13 protein-coding genes and 2 pseudogenes are annotated in these 13,098 nt (G+C 70.1%); 5 read left to right on the top strand and 10 right to left on the bottom strand.

Annotation, left to right across the window (positions count from 1 at the left end; genetic code table 11):
• Positions 1 to 25 precede the first annotated feature (25 nt).
• Complete coding sequence (locus EES43_RS17855; RefSeq protein ID WP_124269620.1) at positions 26 to 880, bottom strand: hypothetical protein; 855 nt, start codon at positions 878 to 880, stop codon at positions 26 to 28.
• A 100-nt stretch (positions 881 to 980) separates the two neighbouring features.
• Between EES43_RS17855 and EES43_RS17860 the strand changes: the two genes are divergently transcribed.
• The 4 genes from EES43_RS17860 to glmM all read left to right on the top strand — a co-directional run bounded on the left by EES43_RS17860 (position 981) and on the right by glmM (position 5,806).
• Positions 981 to 2,600 carry an ABC-F family ATP-binding cassette domain-containing protein gene (locus EES43_RS17860; protein ID WP_124269621.1) on the top strand — a complete coding sequence of 540 codons (1,620 nt, stop codon included), beginning with the start codon at positions 981 to 983 and terminating at the stop codon, positions 2,598 to 2,600.
• A gap of 576 nt (positions 2,601 to 3,176) precedes the next feature.
• Positions 3,177 to 3,620, top strand: coding sequence for a 50S ribosomal protein L13 (gene rplM, locus EES43_RS17865; protein ID WP_124269622.1), 444 nt, complete (start codon positions 3,177 to 3,179; stop codon positions 3,618 to 3,620).
• Positions 3,621 to 3,664: 44 nt separating this feature from the next.
• A complete protein-coding gene (rpsI, locus tag EES43_RS17870) occupies positions 3,665 to 4,189 on the top strand; it encodes a 30S ribosomal protein S9 (protein ID WP_124269623.1) in 525 nt (174 codons plus the stop codon).
• 258 nt (positions 4,190 to 4,447) lie between these two features.
• Positions 4,448 to 5,806, top strand: a complete 1,359-nt coding sequence (glmM, locus tag EES43_RS17875) for a phosphoglucosamine mutase (RefSeq protein WP_124269624.1) — start codon at positions 4,448 to 4,450, stop codon at positions 5,804 to 5,806.
• A gap of 98 nt (positions 5,807 to 5,904) precedes the next feature.
• Here the strand turns inward: glmM and EES43_RS17880 are convergent, their stop codons facing one another.
• The 4 genes and pseudogenes from EES43_RS17880 to EES43_RS17895 all read right to left on the bottom strand — a co-directional run.
• The gene (locus tag EES43_RS17880; protein ID WP_124269625.1) at positions 5,905 to 6,870 is read right to left on the bottom strand and encodes a DUF389 domain-containing protein; all 966 of its coding nucleotides are present in this window, start codon (positions 6,868 to 6,870) and stop codon (positions 5,905 to 5,907) included.
• Positions 6,871 to 6,887: 17 nt separating this feature from the next.
• Positions 6,888 to 7,883, bottom strand: coding sequence for a type I pantothenate kinase (gene coaA / locus EES43_RS17885; protein WP_124269626.1), 996 nt, complete (start codon positions 7,881 to 7,883; stop codon positions 6,888 to 6,890).
• A 101-nt stretch (positions 7,884 to 7,984) separates the two neighbouring features.
• Complete coding sequence (locus tag EES43_RS17890; RefSeq protein WP_124269627.1) at positions 7,985 to 8,179, bottom strand: DUF397 domain-containing protein; 195 nt, start codon at positions 8,177 to 8,179, stop codon at positions 7,985 to 7,987.
• Positions 8,176 to 8,500: pseudogene (locus tag EES43_RS17895) on the bottom strand (Scr1 family TA system antitoxin-like transcriptional regulator); the annotation flags it as partial. The pseudogene EES43_RS17895 and the gene EES43_RS17890, both read right to left, overlap by 4 nt.
• A 65-nt stretch (positions 8,501 to 8,565) precedes the next feature.
• Here EES43_RS17895 and EES43_RS17900 point away from each other — a divergent pair.
• Positions 8,566 to 8,985, top strand: coding sequence for an ATP-binding protein (locus EES43_RS17900; RefSeq protein WP_124269628.1), 420 nt, complete (start codon positions 8,566 to 8,568; stop codon positions 8,983 to 8,985).
• Between the two features lie 807 nt (positions 8,986 to 9,792).
• On the opposite strand, the gene EES43_RS17910 is transcribed toward EES43_RS17900, so the two are convergent.
• From EES43_RS17910 to EES43_RS17930, 5 genes and pseudogenes are all read right to left on the bottom strand, one after another.
• Positions 9,793 to 10,149 carry a hypothetical protein gene (locus EES43_RS17910; protein ID WP_124269629.1) on the bottom strand — a complete coding sequence of 119 codons (357 nt, stop codon included), beginning with the start codon at positions 10,147 to 10,149 and terminating at the stop codon, positions 9,793 to 9,795.
• A gap of 327 nt (positions 10,150 to 10,476) precedes the next feature.
• Positions 10,477 to 10,914, bottom strand: coding sequence for an NUDIX hydrolase (locus EES43_RS17915; protein ID WP_124269630.1), 438 nt, complete (start codon positions 10,912 to 10,914; stop codon positions 10,477 to 10,479).
• A 30-nt stretch (positions 10,915 to 10,944) separates the two neighbouring features.
• A complete protein-coding gene (locus tag EES43_RS17920) occupies positions 10,945 to 11,607 on the bottom strand; it encodes an SDR family NAD(P)-dependent oxidoreductase (RefSeq protein ID WP_241192467.1) in 663 nt (220 codons plus the stop codon).
• A gap of 109 nt (positions 11,608 to 11,716) precedes the next feature.
• Complete coding sequence (locus EES43_RS17925) at positions 11,717 to 12,835, bottom strand: hypothetical protein (RefSeq protein WP_124269631.1); 1,119 nt, start codon at positions 12,833 to 12,835, stop codon at positions 11,717 to 11,719.
• Positions 12,832 to 13,098: pseudogene (locus EES43_RS17930) on the bottom strand (nucleotidyltransferase domain-containing protein); the annotation flags it as partial. The gene EES43_RS17925 and the pseudogene EES43_RS17930, both read right to left, overlap by 4 nt.

A 13,098-nucleotide genomic window follows, 5' to 3' on the forward strand; every position in this document is an offset into this window, starting at 1 on the left:
TGCGGCGGGGTGGGAAGCGGGGCTGTCAGGCGTCCGGGTCGGCCGCGGCGCGGGCCGCCTGGAGCTGGCCGCGGCGGTGGATCTGGCGGAAGGCGAAGTCCGTCAGGTCGTCGCCGACCGCGTAGACGTCCTTGGACCCGGTGGTGACGCGCGTGCCGTCGAGGTACCCGCCGACGCTGAAGTAGGCGTAGCGGCCGTAGGAGTTGGTGGTGCGGCGGCAGACGGTGCCGGCGCGGCAGAAGGTGGGGACGCCGCCGCCGCTGAGGGAGGCGATGCCGCCGGACGCCTGGTCGACCGTCTTCTTCGCGCGGGCCTCGGTGGCGAAGACCGCGATGCCGACGGTGACGGCCACGCCGTCCTTGCGGTAGGTGGCGCGGATGAGCTGTTCGCAGCCGTTGGCCTTGAGGACCTGGCCGAGGGCGCCCTGGGTGCCGGCCGCGCAGTCCGCGGTGCGGTCCGTCGCGCCCTTGAGGTGGATGCGGTCGCCCATGGCGAGCTTCCTGCCGGGGAAGAAGCCGTCCACGGTGATCGGGGCCGGGTCCTTGCGGGCGCTGGTTATGTAGTCCTCGGGGTCCGGCGGCGGTGGCGGCGCGACGGAGGAGAAGGAGGGGGCCGGCGCGGCCGTGTCCTCGGGAAGGTCGACCGGCGCGGGCAGGTCGCTCGCCGCGCGGTCCGGGCCGTTCCTTCCGTCGCCGCCGCCCGTGGAGACCACGGCGGTGGCCACGATCGCGCCGACCAGCGCGGTGGCCAGCACTCCGCCGCCGATCAGCAGCCATCTCCTGCGGCGGGCGCGCGCGGCGGACTCCTCGGCGAGCGCGGCCCAGTCCGGAGTCCCGTTGTCCCCTGGCCCCCTGGAGGGCCCCCCTTGCCATGAACTCATGGGCGCATCCTATGGGGATGCCCTCCGCCGCCGAAGGGGCGGCGCGGAGTCGGCGGAAACCTGGTTGGGCGAGGGCTCCGGGGCCGTGACAATGAGGGGTATGGGACATCTCGAAGCGGGCCATCTGGAGTACTACCTGCCGGACGGGCGGGTGCTGCTCGGCGACGCCTCGTTCCGGGTGGCCGACGGGGCCGTCGTCGCGCTCGTCGGGGCCAACGGGGCGGGCAAGACGACCCTGTTGCGGCTGCTCGCCGGCGAGCTCCAGCCGCACGGCGGCACGGTCTCGGTGAGCGGCGGGCTCGGGGTGATGCCGCAGTTCGTGGGCTCGGTGCGGGACGAGCGGACCGTACGGGACCTGCTGGTGTCGGTGTCCCAGCCGCGCATCCGGGAGGCGGCGAGGGCGGTGGACGCCGCCGAGGAGCGCATCCTGAGCGTCGACGACGAGGCCGCGCAGATGGCGTACGCGCAGGCGCTCAGCGACTGGGCGGAGGCGCGCGGCTACGAGGCCGAGACGGTCTGGGACATGTGCACGACGGCTGCGCTGGGCGTCCCGTACGAGAAGGCGCAGTGGCGCGAGGTGCGCACGCTCAGTGGCGGTGAGCAGAAGCGGCTGGTCCTGGAGGCGCTGCTGCGCGGGCCGGACGAGGTGCTGCTGCTGGACGAGCCGGACAACTATCTGGACGTCCCCGGCAAGCGGTGGCTGGAGGAGAAGCTCAAGGAGACCCGTAAGACGGTCCTCTTCGTCTCCCACGACCGGGAGCTGCTCTCCCGGGCCGCCGAGAAGATCGTCAGTGTCGAGCCGAGCGCGGCGGGCAGCGATGTGTGGGTGCACGGCGGCGGCTTCGGCACATACCACGACGCCCGCAAGGAGCGGTTCGCTCGGTTCGAGGAGCTGCTGCGGCGGTGGCAGGAGGAGCACGCCCGGCTGAAGGCGCTCGTCCTGCGGATGCGGCAGCAGGCGGCGAACAGCCCCGACATGGCCAACCGCTACCACGCGATGCAGACCCGCTTCAAGAAGTTCGAGGAGGCGGGCCCGCCTCCGGAGCCGCCGCGCGAGCAGGACATCAGGATGCGACTGCGCGGCGGTCGGACCGGGGTGAGGGCGGTGACCTGCAAGGGCCTGGAGCTGACCGGGCTGATGAAGCCGTTCGACCTGGAGATCTACTACGGGGAGCGGGTGGCCGTCCTCGGCTCGAACGGGTCGGGCAAGTCGCACTTCCTGCGGCTGCTGGCGGGGGAGCCGGTGGCCCACACGGGGGAGTGGAAGCTGGGGGCGCGGGTCGTGCCGGGACACTTCGCGCAGACGCACGCGCATCCGGAGCTGCTGGGGAAGACCCTGGTGGAGATCCTCTGGTCCGAGCACGCGAAGGACCGGGGCGGGGCGATGTCGGTGCTGCGGCGGTACGAGCTGGAGCGGCAGGGGGACCAGGCGTTCGAGCGGCTTTCGGGTGGGCAGCAGGCGCGGTTCCAGATCCTGCTGCTGGAGCTGGCGGGGACGACCGCGCTGCTGCTGGACGAGCCGACGGACAACCTGGACCTGGAGTCGGCCGAGGCGTTGCAGGACGGTCTTGAGGTGTACGACGGCACGGTGATGGCGGTCACGCACGACCGGTGGTTCGCGAAGTCGTTCGACCGGTATCTGGTGTTCGGGTCGGACGGGGTCGTACGGGAGACGGCGGAGCCGGTGTGGGACGAGCGGCGGGTTCAGCGGGCGCGGTGACCTTGGCGGTCGGCGGTCGGCGGTCGGCGGTGGACGGTCGGCCGCGGGTGCGGGGGGCCGTGCGGCGCCGTTGCGGGGGCGCTGCCCCCGGGCCCCCGCGCCTCAAACGCCGGCGGGGCTGGAAGGGTGGCCTCAAGCGTCGGCCGGGCTGGGAGGTGACCTCAAGCGTCGGCCGGGCTGGAAGGCGCCTCAAACGCCGGCGGGGCTGGAAGGTGCCTCAAGCGTCGGCCGGGCTGGGAGGTGGCCTCAAGCGCCGGCGGGGCTGGGAGGTGGCCTCAAGCGTCGGTCGGGCTGGGTGTGTGCGGCGGGGCTGGAGGCGGGGCCGGGAAGGTGGGCCGGGTGGGTCGGCCGGGGTCGTTTTGACCCGTGCGGGGGCTCCCCGGTAGTCTTCCGGTTTGTTATACGTATGGGTTTCGTCGTTCTCACGCCAGAAGCCCCTACGTAGGTTCTCTGGAGCAGTTACCAGTGGCTCGCATACGGGCGTCGTCCCGGCAGTGTGAGCCCCAGCTGCATGATCGCTTCAGGGGTGCCATGTGTTGTCTGGTCCTCATCCACTGAAGAAGCGAAGGCTACGAAGTGCGTACGTACAGCCCCAAGCCCGGAGATGTGACGCGCCAGTGGCACATCATCGACGCTCAGGACATCGTCCTGGGCCGTCTGGCCACCACGGCTGCGAACCTCCTCCGAGGCAAGCACAAGGCGATCTACGCCCCCCACATGGACATGGGCGACTTCGTCATCATCATCAATGCCGAGAAGGTCCACCTCTCCGGCAACAAGAAGACCCAGAAGATGGCGTACCGCCACTCGGGCTTCCCGGGCGGTCTCCGTTCGGTGCGCTACGACGAGCTGCTCTCGAAGAGCCCCGAGAAGGCCGTCGAGAAGGCCATCAAGGGCATGATCCCCAAGAACACCCTGGGCCGTCAGATGCTCTCGAAGCTCAAGGTCTACGCGGGCGACCAGCACCCGCACGCTGCCCAGCAGCCGGTCCCGTTCGAGATCACCCAGGTCGCGCAGTAGTTCCGGCCACCCCCTAAGACATACAGAAAGATCTGAGGAGAATCGTGGCCGAGACCACTGTTGAGACCCCCGTCGAGGGCACCGAGGAGGAGACCTTCGCCGAGGTCACCACCTTCGAGTCCGAGGTTCCCGTCGAGGGCGAGTACACCAGCGAGTCCCTCGCCGGCCGCTTCGGCGACCCGCAGCCCGCGGCCGGCCTGGGCCGTCGCAAGAACGCCATCGCCCGCGTCCGGATCGTTCCGGGCACCGGCAAGTGGAAGATCAACGGTCGCACCCTTGAGGACTACTTCCCCAACAAGGTGCACCAGCAGGAAGTCAACGAGCCCTTCAAGGTGCTCGAACTCGACGGACGCTACGACGTCATCGCCCGCATCTCGGGTGGCGGCGTCTCCGGTCAGGCCGGCGCCCTGCGCCTCGGCGTGGCCCGCGCGCTGAACGAGGCGGACGTGGACAACAACCGCGCCACGCTGAAGAAGGCCGGCTTCCTCTCCCGCGACGACCGTGCGGTCGAGCGCAAGAAGGCCGGTCTCAAGAAGGCCCGCAAGGCTCCGCAGTACAGCAAGCGCTAAATCGCCTGCTCGTTCGCGTTACTCGTTCGCCCCGGCGGCACACCCGTGCTGCTGGGGCGTTCGTTTATCGGCCCCCACGGGCGTATAACGGCATAAGACGTTCATCGGTCCGGTGGTGGTGCGGGTCGGTAGAGCGCCGCCGGGTATGGGCGCGGACGGCTGACTTTCGCCGTCCCGCTTTGGTTTTTTCGCTGTCTTGATGGTTTTGTGTCGCTTTGCTTTGGTTTTGCGGTTTCGGAGCACTTTCGGAGGACACCAGTGGGACGACTCTTCGGTACGGACGGAGTGCGCGGTGTCGCCAACGCGGATCTGACGGCTGAGCTGGCGCTCGGGCTCTCGGTCGCGGCGGCGCACGTACTCGCCGAGGCGGGCACCTTCGCGGGCCATCGCCCGACCGCTGTGGTGGGCCGTGATCCCCGGGCCTCCGGAGAGTTCCTGGAGGCCGCCGTCGTGGCGGGTCTGGCCAGCGCGGGCGTGGACGTGCTGCGCGTCGGCGTGCTGCCGACCCCCGCCGTGGCGTACCTCACGGGCGCGCTCGGGGCCGACATCGGCGTGATGCTCTCCGCCAGCCACAACGCCATGCCGGACAACGGTGTCAAGTTCTTCGCGCGGGGCGGCCACAAGCTCGCCGACGAACTGGAGGACCGGATCGAGACGGTCTACGAGCAGCACCGCACCGGTGCGCCGTGGAACCGTCCGACCGGCGCGGGCGTGGGCCGGGTCACCGACTACACGGAGGGCTTCGACCGGTACGTCGCCCACCTCATCGGCGTCCTGCCCAACCGGCTCGACGGCCTGAAGGTCGTCCTGGACGAGGCGCACGGCGCCGCCGCCCGCGTCTCGCCCGAGGCGTTCGCGCGGGCCGGCGCGGAGGTCGTCACGCTCGGCGCCGAGCCGGACGGCCTCAACATCAACGACGGCTGCGGCTCCACCCATCTGGACCTGCTGCGCGCCGCCGTCGTCGAGCACGGCGCGGACCTCGGCATCGCCCACGACGGCGACGCGGACCGCTGCCTGGCCGTGGACGCGGCCGGCGAGGAGGTCGACGGCGACCAGATCCTCGCCGTGCTGGCCCTGGCCATGCGCGAGGCCGGGCAGCTGCGCAAGGACACCGTCGTCGGCACCGTGATGTCCAACCTCGGCTTCAAGATCGCCATGGAGCGGGAGGGCATCCACCTCGTCCAGACCGCCGTCGGCGACCGGTACGTCCTGGAGTCGATGAAGGCCGAGGGCTTCGCGCTCGGCGGCGAGCAGTCCGGCCACGTCATCGTCCTGGACCACGCCACGACCGGCGACGGCACGCTGACCGGCCTCATGCTCGCGGCCCGGGTCGCCGCCACCGGCCGCAGCCTCGCCGAGCTGGCCGGGGTGATGCGACGCCTGCCGCAGGTCCTCATCAACGTGCCCGACGTCGACAAGTCCCGGGTCGGCACCTCCTCCGAGGTGGCCACCGCCGTCGCGGAGGCGGAGCGCGAACTGGGCGAGACCGGCCGCGTACTGCTGCGCCAGTCGGGTACGGAGCCGCTGGTGCGGGTCATGGTCGAGGCCGCCGACATCGAGCAGGCGCGGGCCGTCGCGGGCCGGCTGGCCGACGTGGTCAAGTCCGCGCTCGGCTGACCTGCGGTTGGTTGGCCAGCGGTTGGCTGACCTGCGGTCGGCCCGCCTGCGGTCGCCCGAACGCCCTCGGGCGGCCTGCGGTCGGCCGGGCCGCCCGCTCAGCTCCCCACGGACGCCCCCGGCTTGTCGGCCCGGGGCGCCCGCCTGCGCCGCGCCGCCAGCAGGGCCTTCTGGGCCAGCAGCGTGAGCGTGCCGGCCAGGACGATCCCGCCGAGGTTGGCCAGTAGCTGCTGGCCCGAGCCGATGGTCTGCTGGTAGTCCGAATAGCTGAACGCCACGGCCGCGTTGGCGGCGGCCGGCACGGTCGTCACGGAGATCGCCACGCCGATCAGCGCACCGGACTTCGCCGAGGTCAGGGAGAGGGTCCCGGCGATGCCCGCGAGGAACGCGACCACGAACGACATCCAGTCCGGCTGCCAGATGAAGCCGGTGATGGGCCGGTCGGCCTCGATCATCGACTGGTCGAAGAGCCCGACGGCGTCCATCAGCCAGGAGAAGCCCGCGGTGATGACCATCGCCACCGCGAAGCCGCCGATCAGCGCCCACAGCGAGCGCGCCACCAGGCGCGGAGCGCGCTGCACCAGAGCCGTGGAGACCCCGGCCAGTGGCCCGAACTCGGGGCCGACCGCCATCGCGCCCACGATCAGCACCGCGTTGTCCAGCATCACACCGCAGGCGGCGAGCATCGTGGCGAGGGCGAGGAAGGACACGTAGGTGACGCTGAACGTCGACTCCTCGTGCGTCGCCTCCGTCAGCTCCTCCCACAGCACGGCGTCCTGACCGTCCCCCGGAGCCTCCTCCTCCGCCCGGTCGGCGTGCGCCGAGAGCGTCAGGTCGGTGTTCTCTATGGAGATGGAGCCGCTCTCGTCGATCCCCAGCCGCCGCAGCGCGCCGATCAGCTCGTCGCCCGCCTCCCGCGCCACGTCGCACAGCACCAGGTCCCCGGCCGGGCTGCGGGCGGCCCCGGGCAGGACGGCCAGATGGGCGGTGCCGACCGTGGACTCCAGCAGGTCCACGACCTCGTCCGTGGTGTCGGCGGGCACGATCAGACGCAGGTGCAGCACGCGGCCACCCTCCCCGTTCAGAGCTTGCGCAGGGACAGCCGCTGGACCTTGTGGTCCGGACCCTTGCGGAGCACCAGGGTGGCACGGCCGCGGGTGGGAGCGACGTTCTCCAGCAGATTCGGTTTGTTGACGGTCCGCCACATGGTGCGCGCGTAGTCCAGGGCCTCCTCCTCGGAGACCTGGGTGTACTTGCGGAAGTACGAGGACGGGTCCTGGAAGGCGGTGTCGCGCAGCTTGCGGAAACGGTTCAGGTACCAGGTCTCGATGTCCTCGGCGCGCGCGTCCACGTACACGCTGAAGTCGAAGTAGTCCGCCAGCCCGACGCGGGTCCGGCCGTCCTTGCCGGGCAGGGCGGGCGCCAGGACGTTCAGGCCCTCGACGATGAGGATGTCCGGGCGGCGCACGGTCAGCCGCTCGCCGGGAACGATGTCGTAGATCAGGTGCGAGTAGACGGGTGCGGTCACCTCGTCCTTGCCCGCCTTGATGTCCGCGACGAAGCGGGTCAGGGCGCGCCGGTCGTACGACTCCGGGAACCCCTTGCGCGACGTCAGCCCGCGCGCCCGCAGCTCCTTCATCGGGAGCAGGAAGCCGTCCGTGGTGACCAGCTCGACGCGCGGGTGCTCCGGCCAGCGGGCCAGCAGCGCCTGGAGGATACGGGCGCTGGTGGACTTGCCGACGGCGACACTGCCCGCGACCCCTATGACGAACGGCGTGCCGCGCTGCGCGCCGTGGCCGTTGCCCGCGTCCCCGAGGAAGGTGTTCAGCGCCCCGCGCAGACCGGAGGTGGCCTGCACGTAGAGGTTGAGCAGCCGGGAGAGCGGCAGGTAGACGTCCCGCACCTCGTCGAGGTCGATCACATCGCCCAGGCCCCGCAGCCGCTCCACCTCCTCGGCGGTCAGCGGCAGCGGCGTCTTGTCCCGCAGGGCGCTCCACTCGCCGCGCGACAGGTCGACGTACGGCGTCGGGGCATGCTCGCTGCGACGCTGAGGGCTCCGTGCCGGGGAGGTGATCACATGTTCATTGTTGCGGGAGTTTCAACGGAGTGGGGGGTGGGCTCGGTCACGTGGACGCCGATTCCGCCGATTCCGCCGGGCGGCGTTTCCGCCTAGCGGCGTCATGGGCGGCCGGTCTCCGTGGCGTACACGACGAAGTCGACCCAGGCGGCGGTGGTGACGGGGATGCGGGGGCCGCCGGGGAGCTGTTTGGTGTCGCGTACGTGGATCGTCGCCGAGGTGGCGGCCACCTCGACGCAATCGGGGCCGTCGTTGGTGCTGTAGCTGCTCTTGATCCAGTTCAGCTCGGTGCTCACGTCTTTCCCAGCAGTTTCTCGATGAATTCCCGTGACAACCGGGGTGTGAGCGCCTGAGCCCGGATCAGGTTGTAGCGCATGTCCAGGATCTGCACTTCCCGGGGATCGGTGATCAGCCCGCTGATGAGCTGAACCTCGTTGTGCCCGACCGTCGTTCCGTCAGTGAGCTCAAGGACTCTGTGCGAGCCGCCCAGCCCCGCGTGCTCCTCCGCCTCCACCGGCATGACCCTGGATCTCGACGTGCCGCAACAGGCCCACCTCAAGCAGGTGTTCGAGCTGGCGACGCAGGACCATTCTGCCTCCGGTGCGCCGCCGCAGGGACAGTGACGCTCCGTAGCCGCGTCGGTGCTTCCCAGGGTAGATACAGTCCGGACACGCTGAGTGACGTGAACAGGAAAATCACTCAACCGCGTTCTCGCGCCGGAGAGTTCGTCGTCCAGCTCTCCGCCACCCGCCGGGGAGCCCGGCTCGCCCGTCTGCTCGCGACCGAGCAACTGCGCTCCTGGGGGCTGCCGTCGGAGGACGCCGGTCTGGTCATCGCCGAGCTGGCGACCAACGCGGCGCTGCACGGGCACGTTCCGGGGCGGGACTTCCGCATTCTGCTCCGTGTGTACGGCGACACGCTCCGTATCGAGGTCAGCGACGCGCGGGGCGCGGACGTCCCGTTGCGCCGAGCGCCTTCGGCCGACGCGGAGTCCGGGCGCGGGCTGCTGCTCGTGGAGGCGCTGTCGGTGCGGTGGGGCACCGAGCACGGGCCGTTTCCGCGCAAGACGGTCTGGGCGGAGGCGGCGCTGACCGGATCGTGACTGCCGCGACCCGGTGGACCGCGACCCGGGCCGCCGGGACGTGGTGGACCGGGACGCGGTGGGCCGGGACGTGGTGGGCCGAGACGCGGTGGGCCACGACGTCAAAAGCTTTTCAGCACGGGGGAAATAACCCCACCCAACCCAACCGGCCGGTGTCCCGCCCAGGTCGCGGGCGCGTTCGCGGGCCGCGTCACCCGCACGGGTGAGCTCTGCCAACCTGACTGGATTCCGGGCCGGTTGGCGGGCATATGCTCACGCTCACCACAGACATGAGACGGCCCCCGGCCGGGACTGGCATCCCGATCGAGGGCCTGACCAATGAGGAAGAAGAGAGCTTCCCGATGGATACCCAGCAGGTTAGCCTCGGCGGATCAGGGGTGCTCATGGAGATCCAGCACTTCCCCTCGGGCGACATCCGCGGGTACAAGATCGCCCTCGATGGCGACACCAACAAGGACGGCCAACCTGTCTGGTTCGCCGGATCCACTCTCGCCCCAGACCTCTCCTATCCCAAGATCAGCGAACGCTTGGCCCCTGCAGATACGCCCTCGGCGATGCCGCCCCAACCCGACGCCTGGCGACGACTCGCACAGGCCACGGACCGCGTGCCCGATCTGCTCGCAAGCAGCGATGACGGGACCGGGCAGGCGCACATCGCGGCCCTCGCCGAAACTCTCGACGCACTGCCCCTACGCGCTCCGGCCGATCTGCGCCCCCAGCTCATGCGGGCAGCCACCGCGTTCGAGCACGTCGGCCGATCACGCATCCGCGCCCAGCATCAACAAGCCCGCGCCACCAGGAACGCCGTCAAGGCGATCCTGCGTGAACCCGCTCCCAAAGGACGGGGCTGCCCTCGCGATCCTCCTCGACGCGCTTCTTCTGGCCGTCATAGCTGCCCGCCACTGGCACCAGGCCCACCACCACGATCAACAGGCCGAAGCCGCACGACAGGCAGCCGAGCACCTCCGCGCCGCGTACCAGGCGGCCACAGTCCAGCCGATCGCCGTAGTCCAACAACGGGGCCGCCACCTCGCTCTCTTCCTGCGGGAACAACAGGCGGCAGTTGCCCGCCAGGCGCTCCCGGACCTGGCCGAGCAGATCCTCGCCGAACCCGGCTGGTCTGCCCTCTCCGTCACACTCGCCGCCACGAAGAAAGCCGGCCACGACCCGGTGGCTCTCCTTGCCCAGGCCGCCCGTCACAGGGAACTGGACACGGCCACCAGCTACAGCGAGGTCCTCACGTGGCGCCTGAGCCGCCTCGCCGACCTCCCCCAGCGCACCTGGCACGCCGCGCCTGAGCCGCCGCCCTCGACCCGAACCATCCGCTCCGCTCAACAGCGCCGGACACGCTGAGACTTCCATCCCCAGGAGTTCCGACGGATTCAGCCCACCCGCCCGCGCTTATTACCCACCGGACCACGAAGGCATGACATCGAAGTGCCACCGAGACCGGCCAGCGCTGGCCCCGGTGACATGCTTGCGTGTCATCGCTCAGGCCGTGGCAACACCCGAGAGAGTGCCATCCCCGAGGGCACCTCGGAGCACATGGGTGATCTCCTCGGGCTTGAGATCGATGCCGTCGATCCCTTCCAAGGTCAGCGGGACCTCCTCCAGCGCGTATTCGCCCCGGCCCTCTGCACTGAACTCGGGCCCTGTGCGGTCGGCGAAGGACCATGTCGCGATACGGGCGAAGTAGAACAGCTGACGCTCGTCCTCGGACTCCATCGTGTGCAGGAGGCGGACGATGTCCGCCTTCCCTGCGATCTCCTCGTGGATCTCCCGATGGAGGGCGGCCTCACGGGACTCGTCTTCGGCTTCGACTCCTCCACCAGGAAGCACCCAGTACACGGGAACTCCAGGCTTGGTACGGCGGATGACAAGCATCGTGTCGTGCTCGGTGACGAGGACGGCTCGGACTCGTTCGATCATTCGGCTCTGTCTCCTTGCTTGTTGACGTTCTCAGTGCATCAGCCAGCCGCCATCGACGTGGACCGATTGCCCAGTAATGAACGATGCGGAGGGCCCGACGAGGAAGGCCACGAGCGCCGCCACATCTTCGGGCCGCCCCCGGCGGGGAACACACTGGCGCTTGATCTGGTCCTCCGGGCTGGCGCGATGGCGGGCGGGGATCGCGGTCTCGGCCTCGACCTGGATGGCGCCGGGCAGGACCGTGTTGACGCAGACTCCGTACGGGCCCAGTTCACGGGCGAGGGATCGGGTGAGGCCCAGGAGCCCTGCCTTCGCGGTGCTGTAGGCGACGAGGTTGGTCCGGCCAGCGCGGGCGTTGACGCTGCCGATGTTCACGATGCGGCCCCAGCACCGTTCGGCCATGCCAGGGGTCACCGCGTGGCAGGCGCGGTAATGCGCGGTGAGGTTCACGTCGAGGGAGTAGTTCCAGGCAGCCTCGTCGGTGTCCTGCCACGGGACACGTGGATAGGCCCCGGCGTTGTTCACGAGGATGTCGATGGGGCCGGCCTCTGCACGGACCCGGTCGGTCATCGTCTGGACTGCGTCAGGGTCGGTCAGGTCGGCGTCCATGGCCACGCCAGGACTTCCGCCGCGGTCGAAGGTGGCGAGAAGCGCCTGCGCCTCCCTCTCCTGACCGAGGTGGTTGATGGCCACGGTTGCTCCTCACATGGAGAGTGCGCGGCCGATCTCGGCACCGATGCCGGTGGCCCCGCCGGTGACGAGGGCCGTCCGGCCTTGCAACGGCCGAACCTGGAGATGGGTCTCAAGCAGGGGCAGGGACATTGCGGCTCCGTTCGGCGGGGTCGGAAGGAAGAGCCGGTGCGGTGGTGAGGAAGGCCCCGAGTTCAGTACCGGGGTGCTGGCTCTCGGCAAGCTTGACCAAGACGAGCAGCAGGTCGTGGCCGGTCAGCCGGGCGGACGGAATGACGCCGAGGATGCGCAGGGCGAAGAAGGCACGGAGTTCATCCATACCGATGCCGCCATGGCCGCAGAGGCTGTGCAGTACCCCCGCGATGGCGGCGTGGCGGCCGGCGCCGGTGTTCCAGCTGTACCGGATGTCGATGTGCCGTGTGGCGGCGTGCAGTTCCAGGTGGTCGATGCGAGGGCTGGTGTGGGAGGGCAGGGCCAGGCGAAGGGTGCGCACGTACACGTCGGGCTGGTAATGGGGGACGAGCCAGCCGCCCAAGGCCATGAGGTACCAGAGCAGGTTCGCAGCTTCGCCCGCGATGGTGTTGCGGCCAGCGAACTCGAAGTCGAGCCAGCACAGCGGGTCAGCGATGTTGGGTTCGGTGGGGTCGCCCTGCGTCAGTCCGGTTGGCCAGCGCCGGTCGGGGCTGAGGGTGTGGCGGACGCTGTCGATGGCCGCGGCGACGTTCAGCGTGAGCAGTAGGCCGTTGGCGGTGACCGTGTAGCCGGCCAGCTCCTGGACGGTGAGGGTGACGTCGGAATGGGGCAGGCTGATCGGCAGGTCCCGTCGCGTGTACCAGCGGTCGAGTCGGCCGCCCGGTCGGATCCGATCTAGGTAAAGATCCGGCACGCACTCGGCGAGCGGCACCACCTTTCCGGTCTCGTCGGCCGCCGCCCGCAGGTCGTGGCAGACGCCGTCCATGAGTCGGGCCAGGCGCGGCAGCGCCTCCGGATCGCGATCAGCCAGGGCGATCACGTCGCCGAGCAGCAGCTCGCACCGTCCGCTCGCGAAGACATCCTCGTACGCCAGTAGATGGCGGTCCGGCAATGCCGGACGCCCCCGCAGGGCCGGGACCTGGATCCTGGAGGCGAGCTGCGACCAGCCCCGTACTTCGGCTTCGGCAGCCTCCCGGGTCGCGACTTCTTTGTGGAAGGCGATCGCGGTCGAGGCCCTCAGTCGGCCACTCGCGGTCACCTCGCTCCTCCCGGAAGGGTGGCCAGCCAGCTGCGCAGGACGATCAGCGCCAGATCCTCTGCGGCGGACCGCTCGGTGCGGGCCGTCGCGACCATGTTCGTGTCCGGGCATTCCGCCTCTACAAGGGTCTGCAGGGCGTCGCTGTCGGAGGGGCATTCGATCCCGCTGAACCGCAGCTGGATCTTCGCCAGGAGTGCGGTGACCTTGTAGAGGTCGCGAAGTTCGGGCACCCCCTTCAGGAGCTGGCGCCGGATCTCGACGGC

The organism is Streptomyces sp. ADI96-02, assembly GCF_003846185.1.
Classification (GTDB): domain Bacteria; phylum Actinomycetota; class Actinomycetes; order Streptomycetales; family Streptomycetaceae; genus Streptomyces.